The organism is Paenibacillus tarimensis, from assembly GCF_021532315.1.
GTDB lineage: Bacteria > Bacillota > Bacilli > Paenibacillales > Paenibacillaceae > Paenibacillus_I > Paenibacillus_I tarimensis.
Map to the genome: position 1 here is coordinate 41,189 of NZ_JAKGAO010000009.1, position 23,616 is coordinate 64,804.

A 23,616-nucleotide genomic window follows, 5' to 3' on the forward strand; every position below is an offset into this window, starting at 1 on the left:
GAGGAAAGTATGTTAGAAGCCAAAATCAAAATCAGGGTATACATAAGGCGTCTCAGGCGCTGCGATTTTCTCGATTTTACTCGCTTTGAGGTAGACGATCTCATTGTCCTTATAGGTCGTCAACTCCATCCGCCCCGTTACCTGAATCCACTCGTCATCCGCGTACCGCGATGCGCCCGGATAATCAATCATCAAGCCGTAAGGCATGGCATCCGCTGAACAGCAATTCATTGCGAACCGGCTTACAACAAACCGGTCCTTGCCCATTTCCTCTTCGCGGTAGACGAAGCCGCTGATGACCACTGTCTTGCCAGTCAGATTGGCGCGGTACAGATCCAGTGTCGTCAGGTACTCGATAAAAGATTTCTCCGGTATTTCAATACGCTCGGAGAAATACAGCTTCTTGGCATGCTCGGCATAGGTTTCCGTATAGGTGTCCGCAGGAAACATGGCATTGAGCTGCTCCTCGGTAGGCACTGCTCCCGGCTCAAGCTGGATGGGAACTGGCGATGTCATCTCAGGCTGGCTTGCGGAGGCATCTGATCCTTCACTTTCCGGGCTGACCTCCGCTTGTGATTGTTCATTTGCTGAGGTGACAGTGTCTGCTGAGCCGCCCAGTTGCTGGGAGGAGCTTAAAGTAATTCCCTTCTTCGAAGCCAGCGCACTGCCCATTGTGGTGTCGGGGAGCAGGAAGCCGAGCGCGAGGGGGAACAGGAAGAGGCCATAGATAAGCGTATTCTTGGCTGCAGAAGGCGACGGATCATGGCTGCAATCGCACTGTGCCTCTCTTTTGCGGCCAATCCATGACTGGATCGCTTCATAGAACTGGTAAACAGCTGCGGCATACAAGCCAATTGCGGACAGCTTAACGTAAAGCTCCATCCGGGGAGCGATATAATAGCCGATACTGTCGGTCTTGACGAGATAGACAATAAGCATGGCGAAGCCAGTCAGGATGAGGCCTCTCATGAGCTGGTGAAGCATGCGGCTGCGAATCTCATCTTGCATGGATTGAATCTCCTTTCAGGGGGCCGCCGGTCAAGGAAAGAACAGCCTCTCCGTTAAGATAGAACCGATTAACACCAGAGTGCCTGTAAGGAATATGAGCGTTATCACGATCTTCGTTTTGAACGTGGACAGCAGCATCAGCGTGTTCTTGAGATCTATCATCGGTCCGAACACGAGGAAAGCAAGCAGCGGTCCTGCGCTGAACGTTCCGGTGAAGGATGCGGCGATAAACGCGTCAGAGGTCGAACAGATCGACAGGATGAAGGCGAAAGCCATCATGAACAGGTTGGAGAGCACCGGCTGCTCGCCGACGCCTGCAAGCGTATCACGGCTGAGACCAGTCTGTATAAGTGCGGTAAGCAGCGCACCGAATATCAAATATTTGCCCATCTCAAAAAATTCATCCGATGCATGTGAAAGAGTAGAAGCGAACCGGCTCTTAACGCTTGCTGCCCCTGCATCGCTGTGGTCATGGCCGTGATGGTGATCATGATTGTGCACAGCAGCAGAGCTGGCCTGTCTCAGCGGGCTGCTTTTAATCATTTTATACAGGATCAGACCGGTAATCACGGACACGCCGAAGGCGAGGCCCATTCGTGAATAAGCGATCTCAGGCCTTGTCCGGAAAGCCGTCCAGGTCGCTGTATAAACGACAGGGTTCAGGATCGGGCCGGCAATAATATAGACGATTCCGATATAGGCGGGCATGCCCTTGCGGATTAGACGCCTTACGACGGGTACCATACCGCATTCACACAGCGGAAACAGCAGACCCAGAAGACTGCCGAACAGCACACCTGCGACGGGATTCCTGGGCGTAAACCTCTGGATGACACTGTCAGAAACGAACACCTGCAGCAGTGCTGAGAACAATACGCCGAGCAGGATGAACGGGAAAGCCTCTAGAATGATGCTGATAAACATGGTCTTAAAGCTTGGTATAAAGGCTGGATCGAGTGAAAAATCCATTAAATCCGAGAAGCTGGTGCCAGTCAAAATAAGCCCGATTATTCCGAGACAGCAGACCATCAGCAGCGGAGGCACAAAGCGTAAAATAATGGTGGCCAAGCTTCTTACCTCATTTCTGTAAGGATTACGGTTACTAATTATAGACTATGCCTCCACAGGCGTCCATAGGACAACTAATATAAGATACAGAAGCAAAAAACTGCCTTCAGCAGCGTGCGGGCACGTCTGCCGAAGACAGCTTATTATGCGGCTTCTACCGAATCATTTCAATACGATGAGTGCCTGATTTGGAAGCTGGATGTATCCCGTGACCGCTGGCGTAGAGCCTGTTCCTGTTCCAGCATCGAATGAATGTCCATCGTTAATCGCTTGGTGCAGCTTGTGCAGAGCTTTCCTTCACGCGTCGGTCCGCTGCAGCTTTCACAGGCAGTCGTCAAGTTAGGGTAATGCTGAATGCACAGCTTGCGGCTTCGGATAAAGCTGTGAATGGTCTTCACTGGAACACCTGTACGCGCAGACAGGCTTGCTGTGTCGGCAAAGCGGTTGCCCGCCAGATAGCGGTCGATCGCCGATAACTGGTTGTCTAGACGTGAGGAGCATTCCCTGCACAGGTTGCGGAGATTCTTCTGGTACACCTTCCCGCAAGACGGGCAGTGTGCAACTTGCAATTCCTTCAGCATCGTCGACTCACCTCGGTATGTAGTTCTAATTTCCTAATTGTAGCATAGGTCTAGGGTTGGTGCATTAACATTTTAACGGGCCGATTCCGGGACTGTTCGTACCTATCCGGTAACTTCTAAACGGTTAAGATAGGTATCGATAAACCAGCTGCAGCAGCTTGACTTTTCGGGTCTGCAGCGTATAATCGGGTTAAATGGCAATGAAGGGAAGTAGTAGGCGCGCAGCTGTGATCGCAGAGAGCCGGTGGTTGGTGTAAACCGGTGTCAAGCTCTTGCTGAATGGATCCCGGAGCCGAGACCGGAAGGCACCCGCTGCCGATGGTTCTCCGCAGGTTCAGCGTTACGGAACATCAAGGCTGTCGACTGCGCGTTACTGCGCTTCCGTCAGCGAATAAGGGTGGCACCACGGTCCCTCGTCCCTTGCGGCGGGGGCCTTTTTGTGTTCTTGTATCCTGGTATTAATACCCATGTGCAGGAATGGCTAAACACCAGGGGACAGACAGGAATGGATTGCAAAACAGTTAAGGGGAAGGAGCTGTTATTGATGCAGCGCGTATTATCGGGCATTCAGCCCAGTGGCCAGTTGACTCTTGGCAACTATATCGGAGCAATGAAAAATTTTGTCCGTCTGCAGGACACCCACCAATGCTTCTTCATGATCGTCGATCTGCATGCCATCACCGTTCCACAGGAGCCGGAAGCACTGCGTGAGCAGACGGAAGCAGTAGCTTCTCTATTCATCGCGGCGGGGATTGATCCGGCCAAGGCGGCCGTTTTTGTCCAGTCGCATGTACGTTCGCATGTGGAGCTCAGCTGGCTGTTGACGACAATGACTTATATGGGCGAGCTGGAGCGGATGACCCAGTTCAAGGATAAATCAGCGGGCAAGGATTCGATTGGTGCGGGTTTGTTTACATATCCGGCGCTGATGGCCGCGGACATCCTGATCTATAACGCTGACCTTGTGCCGGTGGGGGATGACCAGAAGCAGCATCTTGAGCTGACCCGTGATCTGGCAGGGCGATTTAACAGCCGGTTCGGCGACTATTTCACCACACCTGAGCCGTATATTCCGAAGATCGGCGCGCGGATTATGTCCCTCGACGACGCCTCTAAGAAGATGAGCAAGAGTAACCCGAATCCGGCCAGCTACATTGCCCTGCTCGATCCGCCGGATGTCATTCGTAAGAAGCTCAGCCGGGCGGTAACCGACTCTGGCCGTGAAGTGAAATTTAATCCTGCTGAAAAACCGGAAATCAGCAATCTGATGAGCATCTACTCGCACTGCTCGGGGCTGTCGCTGGAAGAAATCGAAGCCCGTTATGAGGGTCAAGGCTACGGCGGCTTTAAGAAGGACCTGGCTGAGCAGGTGGTTGCAGTGCTGGAGCCCCTGCAGGCGCGGTACCATGAAATCAGACAGTCAGGCGAAATCCACCGGATTCTGGCAGATGGAGCCGAACGTGCCTCCGCTATTGCAGACAAGACCGTGCGTGACGTCAAGGAGAAGATGGGCTTCCTGCTGCCGAAGGCATAACTTAAAGCCAGTAAAGGCTGTGTTATCAACTATTACAAGAAGAAAAGACGGCGATCAGCCGTCTTTTCTTCTTCTCTGGCGAGCTTTATAGACAAATCCGTACCCGATGACGCCCATCGTCAGAAGGAAGAAGAGCAGGGCCAGCCAGCCGTTATGACTGATCATGATGGCAGTTGCAAACATGAACAGGACAGAGATACAGGCAAACAGCAGCGATGCAGATTTGGACATTCACATTCTCCTTTAAAATTTTTGAGACAAGAAGCATATAATTGCGCAGAGGGCACATAATAAGCTCGCAAGCTTGCAACACACTACAGCTTAGAGGACGAAAGGAGATTACAAACATGGCAGGCCAATCCCGCAGCAGCAACACGTTGGTAGTACCTCAAGCGAGCCAGGCACTGGAACAAATTAAATATGAAGCTGCACAAGAGCTCGGTATCCAAATCCCGCAGGACGGCTATTACGGTAACATGGCAACTCGTGATGCTGGTTCCCTTGGTGGTTACATCACGAAGAAGCTCGTCCAAATCGCTGAACAACAATTGGCGGGCAACCGTTAATTCTACGTATACCTATTGATAAGCGGAAGTCCGGGGAAGCCCGGGCTTCTTTTTGTGTTCGGCCGAGGGTCTGCTTCACGCTAAAAGCGCACCCCTTCCATTGTGGCAGGAAGGGATGCAGGGGTCAAGGCATTAATAGCTGTTAAGGCGGAGCCGTTTCTCCAGCCTCTTCTCGCTCAGCCAGCCAATGTAGGAGCCAAGTGTCACGTAATCCTTATCCATCACGACAACGGCGACGAAGGGATACTGCTTCCGGTAGCGGAATCGCACGTCCGACCATCGAACTTCATATCCCCATTCGTAGCTGCGTACTTCCACATAAGTGAAAGAGGTGAAGTACAGGAAAGCCTTAACGTCCGCATGCTGTTTGGAAGCTTCGACAGCCGGGTGCTCGGCGGAGCGGACGTTTTCCATCCATGTCAGTGTCCGCCCCTTCAGATGACCGATGGCAAATCCGCCGTCACTCCGGCGTTTTACTATGTTCCAGTCCTGAATGGTAAGCGTGGGAATGACAGTATAACGATCCCCGTCGGTGAAGGTGGCATCCATGCGGATCGCAAGACGTTCCGCTGCTCTATGCTGAAGGGTGCGGCCGATGTAGTACATCACCAATAAGCTGTAGAGCCATGGAAACACCAGCGATGGCCTTGCCGTTTCTGATGCCCAGAGGAGGAGCGCGGCAAGATGGGTCAGGAAAATAACAGGATCAAAAATGTGGATAATATTCCACCTTACCCACTTATCCGACACCGGCCAGTAGGCTTGTGTGCCATATGTATTGAACATGTCGGTCAGCACGTGCAGGCTGACGGCAAGCAGTACCCAGGCGCCGACGTGAAGGAGGGGCAGCGATCCATGGTAGGCTAGCTGGAGGGCAAGTGTAAGGAGACAAGCCCAGATCAGCACCGCAGGGAAGGAATGGGATTTGCCCCGGTGATTCCGGATATAGGCGGCATTGCCCATGAAACGAATCAGCCCGTCAAAATCGGGGGCTTGCGATCCGACGACCGTGCCGATCATGACGGCACCGAAGATATCCGGGTCGCCAGCGACCACGGGGTCTACTGCCGCCAAACCTGCAAGACCGAGTCCGATGACCAAATGAGTTCCGGAATCCATGGCATGCTGACCTCCCGTTATGATGATATACTATGTGCATGCTTTAGTATGTTCTTCATAACTGCTGATTATTAGGAGGGGCTTGGATGTACACCTGCTTTGTAGAATACCGGGTTGCTTCAGAATCCCGTGCAGCCTATATGGAATGGATGGAAGCTGCCAGGGTATCGAATAAGAGCTTCATCTTATATGAAGGAACAGACCAGCAAGGATTGTTCGTTGAGGTATGGCCTGCGGACAGTCTGGAGCAGGGGGAGGCCCTGAAGGAAGAGCGCTGCTCGGAGAGCTCTTCCTGGGCCGGTATGTTCAAGTATGTGCAGGGCGGAAGAGATAAGATTCACGCCTGGGTTTTTAGAGCCTGTTAACGGCCGTTCGTCATCGGTGTGGTGTTGGTTACAACTCCGCCGCCGTTGATCGGATATTCGTAGGCGATCTCTTCATCGAATGTAACGTAATCAAGATTGACCATAAGCAGCAGGTAGCGCATACCAGTTTCCGGGTTGCTGAGAATAAGATGATCCCGGCCGGCAGCTTCCACGATGCCCTTGAACACCTTGGCATTCCACTGGCTGTTATTCTCGAAGGTCATGTATACGGTGGCGAGCTTGCCGCGGTTCAGGCGCAGGATGTTCTCTACATAGGACTCTTCAACAGCGGGCATCGTAACGATATTGCCGGCGCCCGGTGTCACCATTCCGCCTGAAGGCACGCTTGGCGGCACTGCTCCCTGCATGCCAGGTCCGGGGGTCATCATAGCACTTGGAGCTTGAGAATAGGTCATCGGGGCACTTGTGCAGCCGGGATAGGTATAAGAGGCAGCGTAGGGCTGAAGGTGTTGTCCGCCAGTACCATAAGCAGCCGGCTGCATGCCGTAAGAAGGATTAACATTATACATTCGATAATTCCTCGCTTTCGTTAATAAACATTTGGACAGCTGGTAGTTGTCGGGGCAAAGAAGCAGTGGCTTTTGTGACGGCCGGTGTTCGGCTGGTTGTACCATTGGCCTGGGCAGGATGCGCTCGGCTTGAAGAACCAGAGTGCATTGGATGCGGGATGCTGCCGCTCTCCCTTGATGACACGGCGGGCAAGCCGGATTTCCTTCTCTCTTGCAGCCTGGTAGAAGTAACCCTTCTGTGTGGCCTCAAAGCCGCCAGGCCTTTGAAATGTCATGTCGCGGATGGACCGGAGATTACGGAAATCAAGGCAGTTGGCCTTCACCCGGTTGACACCCACATTACCGACCATAAGCATGCCTAGCTCGCCTTCACCCTCCGCTTCTGCACGCATGAGGCGTGCCAGCATCTTGACATCTTCGGAATTCGCCTTGATCCTTGCCATTTGTTCGGGATCCACTCCTTTCGGCAGGTATGGTCGCCCGCGCCCATGGGCACAAGACTATATGATATGTATATTAGCTGGACGAATGGATAGTGACACATACGGCTTGTACTTTTTTTTAGGCTATAGAGAGATCTGATAATCAACACATGGCGAAATGATGAACAGCCTGTGAGAACGTTGTCAACTGGCGTTATTTTCGGTATGATTAAGAACGATTCAAGGGCAAAAGGTGACCGTACAGCCTTTATGCAAATAATTGGAGGCCCGCTGTGCTGAAAGATTTATACCTGTTGACCAAACCGCGGATTATACGCCTCAATCTGATTGCCGCATTCGGCGGCTTCTGGGTCGGGTCCAAGTGGGATATCGATTGGCTCCTGCTTCTCTGGATGCTGGCCGGCTCCGCACTGACGATGGCGTCTTCCTGTGTCATCAACAATTACTGGGATCGCGAGCTGGATTTGAAGATGGCCCGGACCAAGGACCGTGCGCTTCCGTCCGGCCGCTTAACCCCTTCCTTAGTCTTGTTTTACGGGATTGTGCTGGGGATTGTGGGGGAAATCGTTCTATTTGTTCTCGTTAATCCGTTATGCGGCTGGCTGGGACTGCTTGGCATGTTTGTCTATATTGTGATCTACACGATGTGGCTGAAGCGATCCTCTACGTGGAGTACCTCGATTGGAGGGATATCGGGTGCCATGCCGCCGGTTATCGGATATTGCGCTGCATCCAATGTGGTTGACGCAGGAGCCTGGCTGCTGTTCGCTCTGCTCTTCCTGTGGCAGCCCGCGCATTTCTGGTCGCTGGCAATCAGAAGGGTGGAGGAGTACCGGGCTGCCGGTTTCCCACTGCTCCCGGTTGTGAAGGGCGTTCCACGGACGAAGCTGCAGATGATACCGTATGTCCTGCTGCTGCTTCCCGCGGGTATTCTGATGTACTACTACGGTTATGTCGGGGAGATTTACCTGATAATCTCTGTGCTTGCAGGTGCCGTTTGGATGTGGCATACGCTGTTGGGGATTGGGGCCAAGGACACGGAGAGATGGGCCAAGACGAATTTTCTGATCTCTGTAAACTACCTGATGCTAACCTTTATCATCATGGTCGCAGACACAACGGGAGCAGCTGCGCTGCAGCCCTGAATTTAACGAAGGGAGGAATCAGCTGACGTATGGCATTTATTAAGAAATACAGCTTTCAGATTGCATTGTTTATTCTGGTTGCCGCTATGGCGGCTTATGTGCTGACACGATTCGTGTTCACGCCAGAGGAGAAGCTTGAAGTCATCAAGGCTGCGCCGGATTATGAACTGACCGCTCTTGACGGGAACATGGCTAAACGCTCTGATTCGGATGGGAAGGTCAGGCTGTATTACTTCTTCTTCGCCAATTGTCCGGATGTGTGTCCGCCGACCACGAGAATGGCCAGCGATGTTCAGGACGAGCTGAAGAAGGACGGGCTGTTCCCGTCGGATGTCGAGTTTAACTGGATTACAATTGACCCGGAGCGGGACAGTCTCGAAGCCATGCGCGAGTATGCGGATAATATGCAGCTCGATTTGAACGGATGGAATTTCCTGCGGGGTGAACCGGAGCAGATTGTTAACATTGCAAGGGAATTTGACCTGGGCGTGATCAGCAAGGGCTCGGATAATCTGGTTCATATGGATATTCTGGTGCTTGTGGACCGGGAAGGACAAATCCGGAAATATATCAGGGGCTTCTCAGACGATGAAACCAGTGTGGAATCGGTTGTAGCCGATATTAAGAACGTGGCGAACGATTGAGAATGTAGGCGCCCCGGAAAGAGAATAGAGAGATGTCGATATTTTTACACATCCTGTGGAATAACGTACTCCCGCTGTCCGTGATGATTGCTGTAGGCATCATTCTGCAGCGGGCTTTTTCTTTAGACATTAAAACATTATCCAAGCTGAACTTTTACTTGTTTTCCCCGGCGCTGATGTTCAGGCTGCTGTATGAAACCCCTATATCGCTCGATATTTTCGGGAATGTGATGCTGTTTGCGCTGATCTTCATGCTGCTGCAGTATGGAGCAGTGGAGATCGTCATTCGTCTGAAGGGGTATGACGGAGGGATGCGGGGCGCGATGCGGAACAGTGTCCTCTTCTATAACAGTGCGAACTATGGGATACCGCTTAACCAGCTTGCCTTTGCCGGAAATTCTTACACGCTGTCAATCCAGGTTCTGATCATGATGCTGCAATCGCTGATCCCCAATACATATGGTATTTACAGCGTTAATGCCCATAAGGCGGACTGGAGGGCCATCCGCCGGGTAATCTTGTCGATGCCGATCATCTATGTGATCCCACTGGCCTTTGTCATGCGATGGCTTCAGGTACCTGTTCCGGAGTTTATCTATACCCCGGTTAATTATCTTGCGGATGCCTTCATTGGAACGGCGCTGATCACACTGGGGGTGCAGCTTGGGACCATGAGCTGGCGGATCAGCGGAAGGCTGGCCTACGATGTAGGGCTGTCAGTCTTCCTGCGTCTCATCGGGGGACCGGTCATTGCGTGGGGCCTTACGCTGCTCCTCGGCATCCATGGTCTCACAGCCGCTGCCCTGATTGTGTCCTCCGCCGTTCCGACTTCGCTGAGCAGTGTGCTGCTGGCCGTTGAATTTGATAATGAGAAGGAGTTTGCTTCCCAGGCTGTATTTGTTTCTACGTTAGCCAGTATTATTACGGTTACCTTCGTCATCTATCTGTTGAATATTCAGATTTGATCTTCCTTGCTCCAGCGCTCCAGGGCGGGAGCAGGCTCCGGGAATACCAGATACTCGCCGAGTCCTGCCTTCTCCAGCTGGGCAAGCAGGTAGGGCTCGGGAGTGCCTTCAACCCCTGGATATCCTCTTCTCGTATAGATATGCTCAGCATCCGGGAAAGCATCGCGAAGTATGCCGCGAATCCGTTTGCCGGAAGAATCATTGTCTGTAAATATATAGACTTCCCGCCCGTTTACCTGTTTGATCAGCCGCTCCACCTGCAGTGTGCCAGGAGTTCCATAGGTACAGAAGATATCCACTTCCTCCGTCACCACTCGCTTTAGCCTGCTGCGGTCATTCTTGCCTTCCACTATGATAACGATGTCCACCATGGCCACCTCCCGTTATTATTATTGTACCCATTTCCCGGGAAATGTCGAAAGGCTTGAATGGCTGGCTGAAAAACAGGGCAGTCCTTATGACTGCATTTGCACGCCATTACGATGTGATCCGGGTGGGGGCAGAGGATGTCCGAAACGTATGCATAGGCAGCAGAATGACGGCCAGCATCAGGGACAGAAAAGCGATATAGTAAGGCGAGATGCTCTCTCTGATCTGACCGGCAATCATCGGACCCAGAAAGGCGCCAATGGAGAAGGCGACGGACAGGATAGAGAACATCCGGCCATACCGGGTGCCTCCGCTGAGCTGGATAAGTAGTGACGAGAGAGCGGGATAGATGATCCCCTTGGCCATTCCGGCAGCGAAGAGCAGGATATACAGCGGTAGTGGAATATTGATCGCAATGGCGAAGAAGGTTAGCGCAAGTCCCAGGGCGCCCCACAGTGTACGGGCGTATGGCGAGAGCTTATTCAGGAACAGCAGGCTGAGCGTGAACAATGCGCCGAGGCTGATTACAGAGAAGAGCAGTCCGGTCGTCATTACGCCGGCGCTCGAGCCGGCCATGAGCGGGAGCTCAAAGGACAGGATTCCTTGGGCGCAGGACATGGCCACCGGCAGGGAATAGACAAGCCACGGCATGGATGGGGCCGCTGTCGCAGCTTGCGTACTGCCATGATCCTGCTCCTCCTGCGGCTTGCTGATTGCAGCCGGACTGCTGCCAGTCAGCTGGCCCGGTTGGCTGGTATCCCCTGGCATTGGCTTGGCGGATGCTTCGCGAATGAAGAAATACGCGCAGAGTGCTGTGCCGATCAGAATCCATCCAAGCAGGTAAAAGGCTTGTTCAAAGCCCACCTTCGCGACCAAGAGTGCGCCTGCCGCCGGCGAGACGACGGAAGCTAGCGTATGGACCAGGCCATTGCCTGCCATCAGCTTGCCCTGCTTGAGCTGATCGGAGGTAATCCGGGCGAGCATGGCCATACAAGCCGGTGAAAGGAAGGCAAGTACGAAGCCGCTGATCGAGCGCAGGGTCAGGAGCTGCCAGGGGTCGGTAACCCGCGATTGGAGCAGCAGAATTCCGCCGGCCAGAAGGAGGCTCATTACGATAAAGAAGCGGCTGCCGTACCGGTCCACACTGTAGCCCGCAATAATGTTGCCGGGCAGATGCGTCAGGGAGTACATTCCCATCATGAGCCCGATGAACGAAGGGGCAGCGCCGATCGATACGGCGAAGGGCGTGAGGATAGGGTATTGAGCGTGCAGATCGAATACAGCGACGAAGGAAAACAGATAAAGCCAAATGGCTGTTCGCATGAGTCACTCTCCCGTAAAGTTCGAAAATTCTCTATATCCTACTTGTACTCATTAAGGGGACAGGATATGTATGGACAAGCCGCCTTGACATAAAGGTCCTCTCAAATGCCGTTTACGGTAGGATGAAGCTGGGGTATAATGATTGATACCTGAGCATGCGGGATCAAGCTGATTTGGTAGTATGCTAGATTAGCTGTGAGCCGTGCGCGGACGGCTTTGGAAACAGATGAATTGGGGTGTCTTAGTGTTTGAAGAGATGTTGAATTATGACTGGGAAACATGGAAGCTGTTTTTTCAGGAGCACTGGTTAATACTAGTCGCTGCACTTGTTGTACTTCTTATCATTATCCGGCTTGTTAAAACCGTGGTGAAATGGGCGCTCGTCGCCGTCATTGTCATAGTCGTAATCATCTACAGCGGCTACACGCTGAATGATTTGAATCTAGATTCGATAACCTCGATCGGCACGCAGGTAGCGGACAGTGTGAAGAAGGAAGCGGTTAACGCTATGGCTGGTGAAATCAAGAGCGCCTCGTATACGGATAACGGGGACGGGACTTATACGGTGAAGACCGATACGCTGGAGCTGACCGGTGCTGCCGGGGACAACGAAGTGGCGGTTTATTACAGAGGGACATCACTTGGCAAATGGAAAGTTGATGACACCATTCAGTCTCTGATTGAACAGGCTAAGCAAAACGGGTAGCCAGACTAACTGGCTGTATGGGTACAGCTCCCGGGGAGGGAACATGCAGATATGGATTGGAGCAGGGCGGATTCCTATTTGGAGCCTGTCGCGTTGATCATTATAGTGGTTTTGGGTTTCTCGGTGATTCAAGGCTTTCGTAGGGGTGCGTCGGGTTCAGCGAAGCACCTTTTCTTTTTTATTTGGGAGGGCGCCTGGAGCCTGATCTCTTTGGTTGCGGCCTGGAGGATCGCTTGCTTCGTGTCTCCCATGCTGGAGTTGTGGCTGCAGGGCAGGAATATTACAGTCCCGGAAGGCGGTCTAAATACCTTCTCGCAAGTATGGTACACCTTCGTTACCAGCCTGCGCGACTTTTCGCTGATGCGGATCGGTGTTCTGCTGGTCGTGTTTTATCTGCTGCTGCGAACACTGTCCCGTATTGCAGGCATGCTGCTCGTTCCGCTCATTGTGGACCTGCTGGGCAAACTGAGTCCCGGCAGGGAAGCGGGAGCTGCAAGCAGGGCGGTCAGCAGGATTGCGGGAGCAGCCCTTGGTGCGGCGCATGGAGCGGGCAGAGCGCTGCTGCTGCTTGCCATGCTATTCGTGTATGTGTCGCTGATGCCGGGAGCGCCGCTTGCCGGCGGAATCGCATCTTCGCCTGTCTACCAGGAAGCGGCCGGCCGGCTGCTGGAGCCCGTGGCCGGCCGGGTGCTGGCCGAGCAGGGGCCTGTCTTCACCAAGGCGGTTGAAGCTGAGTTCAGACAGATCGCTCAGCGCCGCTACGAGGTCATCGACCATGATGTCCCGGATGAGATCAAGGAAGCGGCGGTCAAGCTGACAGCCGAGCTGGAGAGTGACCGGGAAAAAGCCAAGGCGCTGTATGACTGGATCGGGACTCGGATTGAATATGATTGGGATAAGGCCGATAATTATATTGAGAATGGTGTATGGAAGGAACAGACACCGGATGACACCTTTCGCACCCGCAAGGGCGTTTGTATTGATGTGGCCCGCTTGTATGCGGTAATGGCCCGGACAGCCGGTCTTGATGTGAAGGTGGTCACGGGACTGGGAGCGGATGGACGGGGCGGGTATGGACCGCATGCCTGGAACGAAGTGCTCGTATCGGATACCGGGCGGTGGATTCCGCTTGATGCAACCTGGGCTTCTTCGGGAAATTGGTTCGATACAGCCGATTTTGACCAGACACACATCCGCGAAGCCTAGCTTGCCGGAGCTATAGGATATATACCTGGCTACAACTGCGGAAGCAGCGTCAAGCGGATGAAACCAGATGGCTGTTATGATCGTCTATAGGTAAGGAAGCAGGCGGGCTTGGTCCTGCTTGACAGCAAGCGAATAGGGAGGGGAGAAGGGTATGTCGAATCAGCGTACGGAAGAGGAACAGAAGCGGCAGATTGTTAATCGGCGACATTTCTCATTCCGGCTGAATATGTTTTTTTTCAGTACCTTTGTATTGTTTAGCATGCTGATTGTTCAGCTTGCGATCTTGCAGTTCGTCAAGGCTCCGGAGCTGAAGGCAATGGAGACCAAGATAAGCACTAGACCGGTTCTGATCCCGCCGATCCGCGGGGATATCTACGATTCGACAGGAACGCGCATCGCGTATTCGACATCTACGCAGTCGCTTTATTATACGATTGACCCGCAAATCAAGGAAGACGAAGCAAGGCGTATTGCTGAGGAGCTCCATGCCGTCTTTGAAGAGTACGGAGATCCGAAGGAGTCCATGACCGTTGATGAAATCATCAAGGAGATGGATATTAATTTCCGGATTAACTATGCCACTACGCCGCGCCGCATCAAATCGAACCTGACCAATGAGGAAATCGCCCATTTTATGGAGAACAAGGATGATTTCGAAGGCATGGAGGTCGTGGAGGAGAGCATCCGCAATTATGATGAAAGCACGATTGCCGTTCAGCTGGTCGGCTATCTGAAGAAGTACAACAAGGTAAATACCGTGCCGGCCTTCGAAGATATATATGGCGCCCGGGATAAGGAAGAAGATACGACGGTCCGGTACCTGAAAGAGGAAGATGTCGGCGTGGATGGTATTGAGCTGATGTACCAGGATGTGCTGAGGGGCAAGAACGGCGTGAAGACGTATCCGATCAACAGCCAGTCGGCCATTATCGGACAGCCGACGGTTACGAAGCCGGAAAAGGGCAGCAACCTGTACCTGACTATTAACAAGGATGTGCAGCTGAAGACGGAAGAAGCGATCATGAACCATTTGGCTTACATCCGTTCAGTACCGCGCAGTAGTCCGGATTATGCACCCTATGCGAGAGCTGGTTATGCAGTAGCAATGGAAGTGGACACCGGCAAGGTGGTGGCCATGGCCAGCATGCCGGATTATGATCCGAATGTATGGAAGGGCGGAAGCATCGATTCAGAGGATTATAAGAAGATTCAAGCCATTCAGTACAACGGTACAATTCGGCAGGTTGTTCAAGATTGGGGTTCAAAAAAAGAGGAATACAAGCATACCTCTTCCCTTGTGTACCTGGGTTCCACACAGAAGCCTCTATCAGTACTGATTGGGATGGCAGAGAAGGTTATTACCCCATATACGCGTTATAACGATAATGGATCGTTTTACTTTGGTAAGGAAGGCACTCACAGAGTTCGAATTAAGAATGCCGGTAACCATGCATACGGTTTAATGGACCCGGCCAGAGCGATAGAGAAGTCGTCTAACCCGTTTATGGCGGAGATGATCGGTAACCAGCTCTACCATAAATATGATGGCTTAGAAGGAGTCGAGACCTGGGACAAATATGTCAAGCAATTTGGGTTAGGCGTGTCTACGGAGAGCGGATTGCCGTGGGAGAGTAGTGGGGTTATTGATTATTTCCATGAGGCAGAAGTAGCTAGTGCACAGTCCGCCTTAATCCGTGCTTCGTTCGGCCAACAGGCGAGATATACAGTACTGCAGCTCGCGCAATATACCGCTACGCTCGCTAACCGCGGTAAGCGGATGAAGCCGCTGTTCGTGGAGAAAATCGTCGATCAGAACGGCAATGTTGTGGAGAAGGCTGAGCCCGTCGTTCTGAATGAAGTGGATTTCCCGGCCGAATACTGGAAGGTCATTGAGCGTGGCATGAAATCCGGTGTTCAAGGATTTGAGGGTGTCAATTATTCCTTCAACCGAAAGACGGGCACATCTGAGCAGAAGACAAGTGCCGGTACCGTCGACAATGCCGTCTTCATCGCCTACGCTCCGGCTGACAAGCCGAAGCTGGCTGTAGCGGTAGTCGTGCCGGAGGGCGGCTTCGGCGGACGCGGTGCCGCACCGATTGCACGTAAAATTTTTGATGCCTACGATGAAGAGGTTGGTCTGTATGGAACGCCGCGCAAGGCGAAGCAGCAGGAGTCGGATGCTGCGGACGCGGCGGCTGAGTAAGTGTCAAATAAGCTGCTCTGCTGGAGCATAACAGGATTGTCTTCCGGGTCGTATGAGCCCGGGGGACGATCTTTTTTTATTTTCGGGATACATGTTGGGCAGTGATTGTCTGCTGTGACCCCGCAGCTGCCGCGCAGCATTAACATAAAATAAATGTTGCACCGGGGAAACTTTATTGTATAATGAAAACAATTAGTCCTATGGGCAATTATTGTTCGTCCATGCAAACTATTGAGGAAGGTGATCACATGGTTGGCATCCAAACCGGCAGCAGGAATCATGCACCGGGACAGTTGGTTATGAAGAAAGCACCGTTCAAGAGATGGGTTGTCACAATGGCTTACGTGCTGCTTGCAGCTGTGCTGCTCAGCGGATGCGGGAACGGTGAGCGGGGGGCAGGCGTTGAGGGATCAGAGGTGTTGAAGGTTGCATCAACGACAGGCATGATCCATGATATCGTTCGTGAAATCGGCGGAAGCGATGTGGAGGCTGTGGGTTTGATGGGCCCCGGTACAGATCCGCATCTATACAAGGCATCTCAAGGTGACATCCGGAGGCTGGATGAGGCGGATGTGATCTTCTATAACGGCCTTCATCTGGAGGGGACAATGGCTGAAATGCTGGAGAAGCTGGCCGAGAAGAAGCGGACAGTTGCTGTAGCCAGCCGGCTTACAGAGGGACAGCTGCTCACCGTAAGCGAGGAGGACGGGCAGGCGTATGATCCGCATGTCTGGTTTGATGTGAAGAACTGGATCTCGGCTGCCGAGGTAGTCAGGGACACGCTGAAGGAAGCGGATGCCGCCCATGCAGACAGTTATGACTCAAGGGCAGATGACTACATTAAACGGCTGGAGGAGCTGGACCGGTACGCAGTAGAGCAGATCGCTGCCATTCCCGAATCCGGAAGAGTGCTCGTGACGGCTCACGACGCATTCGGCTATTTTGGGAGGGCCTATGATATGGAGGTTATGGGTCTGCAGGGCATAAGCACGGCATCGGAATATGGCTCCAAGGACGTTTCTAATTTGCGGGACTACCTCGTTGAGCATAAGATAAAAGCGGTATTCGTCGAGTCAAGCGTTCCGAAACGGGCAATTGAGGCTGTCATTGAGGGTGCTCGCAAGCTGGGCCATGAGGTCAAGATCGGCGGCGAGCTGTACTCGGATGCAATGGGAGAAGAAGGGACCGAAGCCGGTACGTATATCGGCATGGTCCGGCATAATGTGGATACAATCGTTGAGGCGCTTCAATAGAGGGGCTTCGATAGAAATGAAGGTGATGGAATCATGCATAATCCTTTGACTGTAAACGGCTTAAGCGCTGCTTATCAGAAGAAGCCGGTACTCGATAATGTCAGCTTTCAGGTTAACGGGGGTGAATTAATCGGCATTATCGGTCCGAACGGGGCGGGCAAATCAACCTTGATTAAGACGATACTCGGTCTAATCCCGCGTCTCTCGGGTGAGGTGACGGTGTTCGGAAAGCCATACAGCTCGCAGCGCAAACTGATCGGCTATGTGCCGCAGCGGGAATCGGTCGATTGGGATTTTCCGACCAATGCGCTGGATGTCGTGCTGATGGGCCGTTATGGCCGGCTCGGCTGGTTCCGCCGTCCTGGACTGGATGATAAGCGGCTTGCGATGGAATGTTTGGCTAAGGTGGGGATGGCCGATTATGCCGGCAGGCAGATCAGCCAGCTGTCCGGCGGCCAGCAGCAGCGTGTATTCCTGGCAAGGGCTCTCGCCCAGGACGCCAGACTGTACCTGATGGATGAGCCGTTTGCCGGGGTGGATGCGGCGACGGAGAAGGCGATCATAACGCTGCTGCAGGAGCTTAAGAAACAGGAAAAGACAGTGATTGTTGTTCATCATGATCTGTCCACCGTTAAGGAATACTTCGATTCGGTACTACTGCTTAATGTGACCCTGCAGGCATACGGACCAACAGAGACCGTCTTCACAGCTGCGAATCTTAACCGGACCTATGGCGGACGTCTGGGCTTCCTTGAGAGATTAGGCCATATGGACCCGTTCTCCGCAGAAGGCAGGTGACGGGCATGCTAAACGATTTTCTAGCCATCTTGCGTGACCCGAATGCGCAGTGGATTATGATCGGCTGTATGCTGCTCGGACTCAGCAGCGGAATGATCGGCTGCTTCGCTTATCTGCGCAAGCAGAGCCTGATGGGTGACACGCTCGCTCATGCCGCACTGCCCGGTATCTGCATTGCCTTTATGCTCACGGGCGCGAAGTCTATTCTCCTGTTCATGGTCGGGGCGGGACTGGCCGGCATCGCAGCAACGTTCGGCATCAGCTGGATTACAAGGTATTCCAAGCTGAAGAGCGATGCGGCCATGGGTATCGTGCTGACCGGCTTCTTCGGCATTGGCATCGTGCTGCTGACTCAGATCCAGCACAGCGGAAGCGGCAATCAGAGCGGGCTCGACAAGTTTCTGTTCGGGCAGGCGGCCTCCATGATCGGCTCGGATGTCAGGACGATGCTGATTGTCAGCCTATTCCTGACACTGGCCTGCTGGCTGCTGTTCAAGGAGCTGAAGCTGGTTTCGTTCGACCCGGGCTTCGCCCGCGGGCTTGGGTACCCGGTCGTGTTCCTCGATCAGCTGCTGATGTTCTTCATGGTAATTGCCGTTGTAATCGGCATTCAGGCAGTAGGTGTTGTTCTGGTAGCGGCACTGCTGATCACGCCGGCCGTGTCGGCCAGATATTGGACCGACCGGCTTGGGGTTATGCTTGTATTGGCAGGTGTATTCGGAGCTCTTAGCGGTGCGGTCGGAACGCTGCTTAGTGCTTCGGCTCCCAATATGCCAACAGGCCCGTTGACTGTGCTGGCTGCTGCGCTGCTCTTCAGCATTTCACTGCTGGCGGGTCCGAGCAAGGGTCTTATAGCCAAGCGCCTGCAGCATCTAAGAGCCCGGCGCGAGCATCTGGCGGAACGGCGGGCAGGGGCGGCGCCCAGCAGGGAGGTGAGGGGATGACCGACTTCTGGATTTTGCTGACCGGGTCCCTGGTAGCCGCCTGCTGCGCGATACTGGGCGTTTTTCTGGTCCTGAGGAAAATGGCTCTCGTCGGAGACGCCATCAGCCACTCGGTGCTGCCGGGCATAGCCATTGCCTTCCTGCTCAGCGGCACCCGGGATTCAGCATTCATGCTGATCGGCGCAGCGGTGCTGGGGCTTGTCACCGTCTTCCTGATTCAGCTGTTTCACCAGAGCGGCGTGCAGTCGGATGCGTCGATTGGTATTGTGTTTACCGCTTTGTTTGCGGTCGGGGTTATCCTGATCAGCCTTAACGCACGTCAGGTAGACTTGGATTTGGACTGCGTACTGTACGGGGAAATTGCTTATACCCACTGGAATACCATCAGCCTGCTGGGCATTGATACCATTCCGAAGGCAGTGTGGATGCTGGGCTTCACGCTGCTTCTGATCACAGCTGTGATCTTCCTGTTCTACAAGCAGTTCAAGCTCTGCGCATTCGACCCGGCGCTTGCGGCGGCAGTGGGCATTCCCGTGGCACTGTTTCATTATCTACTGATGGGGCTGGTCTCTATGGCAACGGTCAGCTCCTTCGAGAGTGTAGGCGCCATACTGGTGGTTGGAATGTTGATCATTCCCCCGGCGACTGCTTATCTGCTCACCGAAAAGCTGGGTGTCATGATCGGCCTGAGCGTTGTCACCGGGATTGTCAGCACCTTTATCGGTTACTATGCCGCTGTCGTGCTCGACGCCTCCATAGCGGGATGCATGGTTACGGCAGCACTGGCCCTGTTCGTTCTCGCGTTTTTGTTCTCGCCATCACAGGGAGTTATTGCGCGATATGTCAGCCGCCGCAAGGCGGCGCTCCGGCATACCGCCTCATAAATGTATGCTGCATATGCAGCAGACGCCGCACCGCCGGATTATAACTGGCAGGCTGCGGCGTTTTCTCTTTTAGGCTGGGCTGCTCGTGATTTGGGCATTGCGGGCGGTCGCCGGCTGGTTGAGATAATAGCAGGGAAGTGCCCGCGGCAAGGACATCCGTATCTCTTTTTCCTACAGGAGCAAGATGTGATAGAATGGCAGAAGGTATAGAGAAGGAGGCGGACATGGGGAACTATCGATTAATTGCGTTGGATATGGACGGGACGGTTCTTAATGACAGGCAGGAAATCAGCAAGGAAAATGCGGAATGGATACATAAGGCAATGGAAGCGGGCATAACCGTCTGCTTCTCAACAGGGCGCGGCTTTGAGAGCGCATTGCCCTACGCGGAACAGCTTGGACTGGAGACGCCGATGATTACGGTAAACGGCAGCGAGATCTGGCACCGGCCTCATGTACTGCATCAACGGACGCTAATGAACGCTTCCATGATCAAGCGTTTGCATGAGCTGGCGATGCAGTCGGATGTATGGTTCTGGGCTTATGCGGTCGAGGGTCTGTATAACCGGGAGAGATGGATTGAGCCGGCGGATAACTATGAAGGGCAGCACTGGCTGAAGTTTGGCTATTATACGGAAAATGATGCGCTTCGTGAAAGCATCCTGGCCGTGATCAGCCAGTGGGGCGGTCTGGAAATTACGAATTCTTCCCCATGGAACATTGAGCTTAACCCTGCGGGTGTGTCCAAGGCTGCGGCGCTTGAGGAGCTCTGCACTCTGCTCGGCATCACGATGGAGCAGGTTGTGACGATGGGCGATAGCTTGAATGATTTGGCTATGATCCGGGCTGCAGGCTTAGGTGTAGCCATGGGCAATGCACAGGATACAGTCAAGGCTGAGGCGGACTTCGTGACGCTGACCAATGATGAGCATGGTGTCGCTCATGCTATAGAGCATATTGTCATGAAAGGGTGAGGTCTAGTGGAGATCATTGGCTGGATTCTCGTTATTGTGCTCTTCCTGGTTGGTCTTGCAGGGGCGGTATACCCCATCCTTCCTGGTGCTTTGGCCATTTATGCGGCGTTCTTCGTTTATGGGTTCTTCATTTCCTTTGAGCCGTTCGGCTGGATATTCTGGACGCTGCAGACACTCATTGTGGCTGTTCTCTTCGTGGCTGATTACGCGGTGAATGCCTGGGGGGTCAAGCGCTTCGGCGGCTCCAGAGCCTCCGTCATCGGCAGCACGATCGGTGTCCTGATCGGCCCGTTCGTCATTCCGGCATTCGGTCTTATTCTCGGCCCGTTCATTGGTGCGGTAGTCGGCGAGCTGACGGCCGGATCGAATGTTGAACGTTCGATTAAGGTGGGAATCGGATCGGTTGTCGGGCTCTTCTCCAGCATAGTAGTGAAAATTGCACTTCAGGTTATCATGATCATCCTTTTTGCATTATGGCTTATTTTCTAGGTGAAACAGGTTAATAAGAATGATACAAATAATAAGGAGGAATGGGCCTATGGTACGAGTGACAATATGGAATGAGTTCCTGCATGAGAAGATCCATGAGGAAGTGACGAAGGTCTATCCCGACGGCATTCATGAGGCGCTTGCGAAGGGCCTTGCCGAGCAGGGGCTTGAGCTGCGGACGGCAACGCTGGAGCAGCCGGAGCATGGCTTGACGGAAGAGGTGCTGGAGAGCACGGATGTGCTGATCTGGTGGGGTCACATGGGCCATGATCAGGTAGATGACCATGTAGTTGAGCGCGTGCATCAGCGCGTCATGAATGGGATGGGACTCATTGTCCTCCATTCTGGCCACTTCTCGAAAATCTTCAAGAGACTCATGGGTACCGGCTGCGATCTGAAATGGCGTGAGGTCGGCGAGAAGGAGCGAATCTGGACCGTCAACCCTGCCCATCCCATTGCGGCTGGAATCCCTGAATATATTACGATTGAGCATGAGGAAATGTATGGCGAGCACTTCGATATTCCCGCGCCGGATGAGCTGATCTTCCTCAGCTGGTTCGAAGGCGGCGAAGTATTCCGCAGCGGCTGCACCTTCTACCGCGGACAGGGCAAAATCTTCTACTTCCGTCCGGGCCACGAGACGTACCCGACTTACTATAATCAAGACGTGCTGCAGGTCATTAAGAACGGAATCCGGTGGGCAGCCCCATCGGGAGCGGCTGCTCCGGTAAGAGGCAACTACGAGCCGCTCGAACCGATCAAAGCACAGCAGTGAAAGGCGGCTAACAGATCCGAATTATGAAGAAGGATTCGCTTATTAAAGGCACCATCATATTGGCGGCGGCAGCGCTCGTCGCTCGTTTCCTCGGCATATTTCAGCGGGTGCCGCTCGATTACATGCTGACCGAGGAAGGCGGTACCTACTTTGGTACTGCCAACACGATTTATCTGCTGCTGCTTACCGTCGCCACGGCGGGTATACCCAGCACGGTCAGCAAAATGATCTCCGAGCGCTACGCGCAGGGGAAGATATCGGAGGCTAAGCAGATCTACAGGGCTGCTCTTCTCTTCGGGATCATGGCAGGCATCCTGATGTCCACTATGCTCTTCCTGCTGGCCCCCTTCATTGCGACCAGCATTTCAGCTAATCCGGGAGCTGCGCTAGCCATAAGGGCCATTGCTCCAGCACTTCTGTTCTTCCCTATCATTGCGATGATGCGGGGGTATTTTCAGGGCCGGCAGCTGATGGCCGCCGGCGGCATCTCGCAGATTATTGAGCAGATCCTGCGGGTTGTCGTTGGCGTGGGTCTTGCTTTCATTGTCCTGAGTATCGGATACAGTGATGAGTGGATTGCGGCAGCGGCTACCTTCGGCAGCGTGCTGGGAGGGATTGGCGCGCTCGCGGTCATGATCTGGTATGCGGCCAAGCTCCGGCGTCATGATGCAGAGGAAGCGGAGACCAAACGGAGCCGCAGGGCTTCGCTGGATGCTGCAGGTATTATGTCGGTAAGGAAGCCGGAGACAAGCAAAAAGCTGAGGGCTTCCGAAATTTACCGGGATATCTTCAAGATATCGATCCCGATTGTACTGACAGCGATTACGGTGAACTTGTTCTACGCCTTTGACGCTACCCTGTTCATGCGGTTGACAAGCGCTTATTATACGAAGGAGGCTGCGGAATCCGCTCTGAATGCGCTGACCATCAAGGCGCAGTCCATTGCGGGCATACCGCCGATTCTGGCTATTGCACTGAGCACCTCTATTATTCCGGTCATCTCATCGGCTTACGCCGTGCGCAAGCTTGATGAGGTGCAGCGGCAGGTTTCGCTTGTCATGCGGATCGTTGTGTATACCGGCGTCCCGGCAGCGCTCGTCCTGACCGTTGCATCGCCGTCTATTACCGGCCTTCTGTTTGAGCCGGGGGGGAGCGGCGTTGTCGCGGCCCTTACAGCAGGGACGATATTCCAGATTACGATGATGACGTCCAATTCGATTCTGTTCGGTCTGAGCAAGCCGCGACTTGCCATGCGCCACACGTTGATCGGAATGGCGTTGAAAGCAGCGGGAAGCGTTGCGCTGGCTCCGTTCCTCGGGGTCTATGGCTTAATCATTGCTTCTACGGCCGCCTTCCTGTTAATCTCCATGATGAACAACTCGGCTATCCGCAGAGAAGTTGAATTCGAGGTGCTGGGCAAGCGCTGGGTCCTTTACCTGACCGTTATCGCCGTAACGGCAGGCGCAGGCTGGGGCTTAGATGCGGCTGGGCTGTATATGCTGCAGGGTATTTGGTACAAACTGGCATGCTTCCTGACTGCTGCTGTCTCAGGGTCTGTAATGGGCGGACTCTATCTCGTTCTGCTGGTCGTCCTGCGCGTGGTGACACCAACGGAAGCCGCGTCCTTCCCGAAACCGCTGCGTAAGGTGTTCGGGATTCTGCTCCGTTTGTTAGGCTCGAAAAGGTATACCAAGAAAGATGCATAGATTTTCATGAAGAGTATA

At 53.5% G+C, this 23,616-nt stretch carries 26 protein-coding genes and 1 other annotated feature; of the genes, 17 read left to right on the plus strand and 9 right to left on the minus strand.

Annotation, left to right across the window (positions count from 1 at the left end; translation table 11 throughout):
* Nucleotides 1-12: 12 nt before the first annotated feature.
* The 3 genes from L1N82_RS09005 to L1N82_RS09015 form a co-directional block, all read right to left on the minus strand.
* Nucleotides 13-1,008: a TIGR03943 family putative permease subunit gene (locus L1N82_RS09005; protein WP_235287057.1), complete on the minus strand. Its 996-nt coding sequence runs from the start codon at nt 1,006-1,008 to the stop codon at nt 13-15.
* Between the two features lie 30 nt (nt 1,009-1,038).
* Nucleotides 1,039-2,076: a permease gene (locus L1N82_RS09010; RefSeq protein WP_235287058.1), complete on the minus strand. Its 1,038-nt coding sequence runs from the start codon at nt 2,074-2,076 to the stop codon at nt 1,039-1,041.
* Between the two features lie 167 nt (nt 2,077-2,243).
* A complete protein-coding gene (locus tag L1N82_RS09015; RefSeq protein ID WP_235287059.1) occupies nt 2,244-2,657 on the minus strand; it encodes a hypothetical protein in 414 nt (137 codons plus the stop codon).
* A gap of 191 nt (nt 2,658-2,848) precedes the next feature.
* Nucleotides 2,849-3,081 (plus strand) — a binding site (T-box leader).
* 120 nt (nt 3,082-3,201) lie between these two features.
* Between L1N82_RS09015 and trpS the strand changes: the two genes are divergently transcribed.
* Nucleotides 3,202-4,191: a tryptophan--tRNA ligase gene (gene trpS / locus L1N82_RS09020; RefSeq protein ID WP_235287350.1), complete on the plus strand. Its 990-nt coding sequence runs from the start codon at nt 3,202-3,204 to the stop codon at nt 4,189-4,191.
* A 54-nt stretch (nt 4,192-4,245) separates the two neighbouring features.
* Here trpS and L1N82_RS09025 read toward each other — a convergent pair whose 3' ends face one another.
* On the minus strand, nt 4,246-4,422 hold the full coding sequence (locus tag L1N82_RS09025; protein WP_235287060.1) for a DUF5325 family protein: 177 nt from the start codon (nt 4,420-4,422) through the stop codon (nt 4,246-4,248).
* A 116-nt stretch (nt 4,423-4,538) separates the two neighbouring features.
* On the opposite strand from L1N82_RS09025, the gene L1N82_RS09030 reads away from it, so the two are divergent.
* Nucleotides 4,539-4,757, plus strand: coding sequence for an alpha/beta-type small acid-soluble spore protein (locus L1N82_RS09030; RefSeq protein WP_111148148.1), 219 nt, complete (start codon nt 4,539-4,541; stop codon nt 4,755-4,757).
* A 132-nt stretch (nt 4,758-4,889) separates the two neighbouring features.
* Here the strand turns inward: L1N82_RS09030 and L1N82_RS09035 are convergent, their stop codons facing one another.
* The gene (locus L1N82_RS09035; RefSeq protein ID WP_235287061.1) at nt 4,890-5,876 is read right to left on the minus strand and encodes a metal-dependent hydrolase; all 987 of its coding nucleotides are present in this window, start codon (nt 5,874-5,876) and stop codon (nt 4,890-4,892) included.
* An 86-nt stretch (nt 5,877-5,962) separates the two neighbouring features.
* Here L1N82_RS09035 and L1N82_RS09040 point away from each other — a divergent pair, with 86 nt between their 5' ends.
* A complete protein-coding gene (locus tag L1N82_RS09040; protein ID WP_235287062.1) occupies nt 5,963-6,241 on the plus strand; it encodes an HAD family hydrolase in 279 nt (92 codons plus the stop codon).
* On the opposite strand, the gene gerQ is transcribed toward L1N82_RS09040, so the two are convergent.
* Nucleotides 6,238-6,771, minus strand: coding sequence for a spore coat protein GerQ (gerQ, locus tag L1N82_RS09045; protein ID WP_235287063.1), 534 nt, complete (start codon nt 6,769-6,771; stop codon nt 6,238-6,240). The genes L1N82_RS09040 and gerQ overlap by 4 nt on opposite strands.
* Before the next feature lie 20 nt (nt 6,772-6,791).
* The gene (locus L1N82_RS09050; protein ID WP_235287064.1) at nt 6,792-7,214 is read right to left on the minus strand and encodes a cell wall hydrolase; all 423 of its coding nucleotides are present in this window, start codon (nt 7,212-7,214) and stop codon (nt 6,792-6,794) included.
* Nucleotides 7,215-7,486: 272 nt separating this feature from the next.
* Here L1N82_RS09050 and cyoE point away from each other — a divergent pair, with 272 nt between their 5' ends.
* Genes cyoE through L1N82_RS09065 form a run of 3 tightly spaced genes read left to right on the plus strand, consistent with a single transcriptional unit; the run spans nt 7,487 to nt 9,968 of the window.
* Complete coding sequence (gene cyoE / locus L1N82_RS09055; RefSeq protein ID WP_235287065.1) at nt 7,487-8,359, plus strand: heme o synthase; 873 nt, start codon at nt 7,487-7,489, stop codon at nt 8,357-8,359.
* Between the two features lie 29 nt (nt 8,360-8,388).
* Entirely contained in the window at nt 8,389-9,003 is a 615-nt protein-coding gene (locus L1N82_RS09060; RefSeq protein WP_235287066.1) for an SCO family protein, read from the plus strand.
* Between the two features lie 32 nt (nt 9,004-9,035).
* Entirely contained in the window at nt 9,036-9,968 is a 933-nt protein-coding gene (locus tag L1N82_RS09065) for an AEC family transporter (RefSeq protein WP_235287067.1), read from the plus strand.
* Here L1N82_RS09065 and L1N82_RS09070 read toward each other — a convergent pair.
* Nucleotides 9,959-10,336, minus strand: a complete 378-nt coding sequence (locus L1N82_RS09070) for a toprim domain-containing protein (protein WP_235287068.1) — start codon at nt 10,334-10,336, stop codon at nt 9,959-9,961. The two genes, L1N82_RS09065 and L1N82_RS09070, sit on opposite strands and share 10 nt — an antisense overlap.
* A gap of 109 nt (nt 10,337-10,445) precedes the next feature.
* A complete protein-coding gene (locus L1N82_RS09075; RefSeq protein ID WP_235287069.1) occupies nt 10,446-11,660 on the minus strand; it encodes an MFS transporter in 1,215 nt (404 codons plus the stop codon).
* Nucleotides 11,661-11,916: 256 nt separating this feature from the next.
* Here L1N82_RS09075 and L1N82_RS09080 point away from each other — a divergent pair, with 256 nt between their 5' ends.
* The 11 genes from L1N82_RS09080 (at nt 11,917) to L1N82_RS09130 (ending at nt 23,598) form a co-directional block, all read left to right on the plus strand.
* Complete coding sequence (locus tag L1N82_RS09080; protein WP_235287070.1) at nt 11,917-12,366, plus strand: hypothetical protein; 450 nt, start codon at nt 11,917-11,919, stop codon at nt 12,364-12,366.
* A 249-nt stretch (nt 12,367-12,615) separates the two neighbouring features.
* Nucleotides 12,616-13,572 carry a transglutaminase domain-containing protein gene (locus tag L1N82_RS09085; RefSeq protein ID WP_235287071.1) on the plus strand — a complete coding sequence of 319 codons (957 nt, stop codon included), beginning with the start codon at nt 12,616-12,618 and terminating at the stop codon, nt 13,570-13,572.
* 151 nt (nt 13,573-13,723) lie between these two features.
* The gene (locus tag L1N82_RS09090; RefSeq protein WP_235287072.1) at nt 13,724-15,775 is read left to right on the plus strand and encodes a peptidoglycan D,D-transpeptidase FtsI family protein; all 2,052 of its coding nucleotides are present in this window, start codon (nt 13,724-13,726) and stop codon (nt 15,773-15,775) included.
* Nucleotides 15,776-16,074: 299 nt separating this feature from the next.
* The gene (locus tag L1N82_RS09095; RefSeq protein WP_407946737.1) at nt 16,075-17,028 is read left to right on the plus strand and encodes a metal ABC transporter solute-binding protein, Zn/Mn family; all 954 of its coding nucleotides are present in this window, start codon (nt 16,075-16,077) and stop codon (nt 17,026-17,028) included.
* Between the two features lie 33 nt (nt 17,029-17,061).
* A complete protein-coding gene (locus L1N82_RS09100; protein ID WP_235287073.1) occupies nt 17,062-17,826 on the plus strand; it encodes a metal ABC transporter ATP-binding protein in 765 nt (254 codons plus the stop codon).
* A 5-nt stretch (nt 17,827-17,831) separates the two neighbouring features.
* The gene (locus L1N82_RS09105; protein WP_235287074.1) at nt 17,832-18,770 is read left to right on the plus strand and encodes a metal ABC transporter permease; all 939 of its coding nucleotides are present in this window, start codon (nt 17,832-17,834) and stop codon (nt 18,768-18,770) included.
* Nucleotides 18,767-19,654, plus strand: coding sequence for a metal ABC transporter permease (locus tag L1N82_RS09110; protein ID WP_235287075.1), 888 nt, complete (start codon nt 18,767-18,769; stop codon nt 19,652-19,654). The genes L1N82_RS09105 and L1N82_RS09110 overlap by 4 nt, the downstream gene beginning before the upstream one ends.
* A 224-nt stretch (nt 19,655-19,878) precedes the next feature.
* Nucleotides 19,879-20,628 (plus strand): Cof-type HAD-IIB family hydrolase, encoded by a 750-nt coding sequence (locus tag L1N82_RS09115; RefSeq protein ID WP_235287352.1) that lies wholly within the window; start codon nt 19,879-19,881, stop codon nt 20,626-20,628.
* A 6-nt stretch (nt 20,629-20,634) separates the two neighbouring features.
* Nucleotides 20,635-21,117: a DUF456 domain-containing protein gene (locus L1N82_RS09120; protein ID WP_235287076.1), complete on the plus strand. Its 483-nt coding sequence runs from the start codon at nt 20,635-20,637 to the stop codon at nt 21,115-21,117.
* A gap of 49 nt (nt 21,118-21,166) precedes the next feature.
* Complete coding sequence (locus tag L1N82_RS09125; RefSeq protein WP_235287077.1) at nt 21,167-21,892, plus strand: ThuA domain-containing protein; 726 nt, start codon at nt 21,167-21,169, stop codon at nt 21,890-21,892.
* 23 nt (nt 21,893-21,915) lie between these two features.
* The gene (locus L1N82_RS09130) at nt 21,916-23,598 is read left to right on the plus strand and encodes a putative polysaccharide biosynthesis protein (RefSeq protein ID WP_235287078.1); all 1,683 of its coding nucleotides are present in this window, start codon (nt 21,916-21,918) and stop codon (nt 23,596-23,598) included.
* Nucleotides 23,599-23,616: the final 18 nt, after the last annotated feature.

What these genes read in the sequence shown, in the direction of transcription:
- L1N82_RS09005 (WP_235287057.1), bottom strand. Translation starts at nt 1,008, where the DNA reads ATGCAAGATGAGATTCGCAGCCGCATGCTTCACCAGCTCATGAGAGGC.
- L1N82_RS09015 (WP_235287059.1), bottom strand. Translation starts at nt 2,657, where the DNA reads ATGCTGAAGGAATTGCAAGTTGCACACTGCCCGTCTTGCGGGAAGGTG.
- trpS (WP_235287350.1), top strand. Translation starts at nt 3,202, where the DNA reads ATGCAGCGCGTATTATCGGGCATTCAGCCCAGTGGCCAGTTGACTCTT.
- L1N82_RS09025 (WP_235287060.1), bottom strand. Translation starts at nt 4,422, where the DNA reads ATGTCCAAATCTGCATCGCTGCTGTTTGCCTGTATCTCTGTCCTGTTC.
- L1N82_RS09030 (WP_111148148.1), top strand. Translation starts at nt 4,539, where the DNA reads ATGGCAGGCCAATCCCGCAGCAGCAACACGTTGGTAGTACCTCAAGCG.
- L1N82_RS09035 (WP_235287061.1), bottom strand. Translation starts at nt 5,876, where the DNA reads ATGGATTCCGGAACTCATTTGGTCATCGGACTCGGTCTTGCAGGTTTG.
- L1N82_RS09040 (WP_235287062.1), top strand. Translation starts at nt 5,963, where the DNA reads ATGTACACCTGCTTTGTAGAATACCGGGTTGCTTCAGAATCCCGTGCA.
- gerQ (WP_235287063.1), bottom strand. Translation starts at nt 6,771, where the DNA reads ATGTATAATGTTAATCCTTCTTACGGCATGCAGCCGGCTGCTTATGGT.
- L1N82_RS09050 (WP_235287064.1), bottom strand. Translation starts at nt 7,214, where the DNA reads ATGGCAAGGATCAAGGCGAATTCCGAAGATGTCAAGATGCTGGCACGC.
- L1N82_RS09060 (WP_235287066.1), top strand. Translation starts at nt 8,389, where the DNA reads ATGGCATTTATTAAGAAATACAGCTTTCAGATTGCATTGTTTATTCTG.
- L1N82_RS09065 (WP_235287067.1), top strand. Translation starts at nt 9,036, where the DNA reads ATGTCGATATTTTTACACATCCTGTGGAATAACGTACTCCCGCTGTCC.
- L1N82_RS09075 (WP_235287069.1), bottom strand. Translation starts at nt 11,660, where the DNA reads ATGCGAACAGCCATTTGGCTTTATCTGTTTTCCTTCGTCGCTGTATTC.
- L1N82_RS09080 (WP_235287070.1), top strand. Translation starts at nt 11,917, where the DNA reads ATGTTGAATTATGACTGGGAAACATGGAAGCTGTTTTTTCAGGAGCAC.
- L1N82_RS09085 (WP_235287071.1), top strand. Translation starts at nt 12,616, where the DNA reads ATGCTGGAGTTGTGGCTGCAGGGCAGGAATATTACAGTCCCGGAAGGC.
- L1N82_RS09090 (WP_235287072.1), top strand. Translation starts at nt 13,724, where the DNA reads ATGTCGAATCAGCGTACGGAAGAGGAACAGAAGCGGCAGATTGTTAAT.
- L1N82_RS09095 (WP_407946737.1), top strand. Translation starts at nt 16,075, where the DNA reads ATGAAGAAAGCACCGTTCAAGAGATGGGTTGTCACAATGGCTTACGTG.
- L1N82_RS09100 (WP_235287073.1), top strand. Translation starts at nt 17,062, where the DNA reads ATGCATAATCCTTTGACTGTAAACGGCTTAAGCGCTGCTTATCAGAAG.
- L1N82_RS09105 (WP_235287074.1), top strand. Translation starts at nt 17,832, where the DNA reads ATGCTAAACGATTTTCTAGCCATCTTGCGTGACCCGAATGCGCAGTGG.
- L1N82_RS09110 (WP_235287075.1), top strand. Translation starts at nt 18,767, where the DNA reads ATGACCGACTTCTGGATTTTGCTGACCGGGTCCCTGGTAGCCGCCTGC.
- L1N82_RS09115 (WP_235287352.1), top strand. Translation starts at nt 19,879, where the DNA reads ATGGGGAACTATCGATTAATTGCGTTGGATATGGACGGGACGGTTCTT.
- L1N82_RS09125 (WP_235287077.1), top strand. Translation starts at nt 21,167, where the DNA reads ATGGTACGAGTGACAATATGGAATGAGTTCCTGCATGAGAAGATCCAT.
- L1N82_RS09130 (WP_235287078.1), top strand. Translation starts at nt 21,916, where the DNA reads ATGAAGAAGGATTCGCTTATTAAAGGCACCATCATATTGGCGGCGGCA.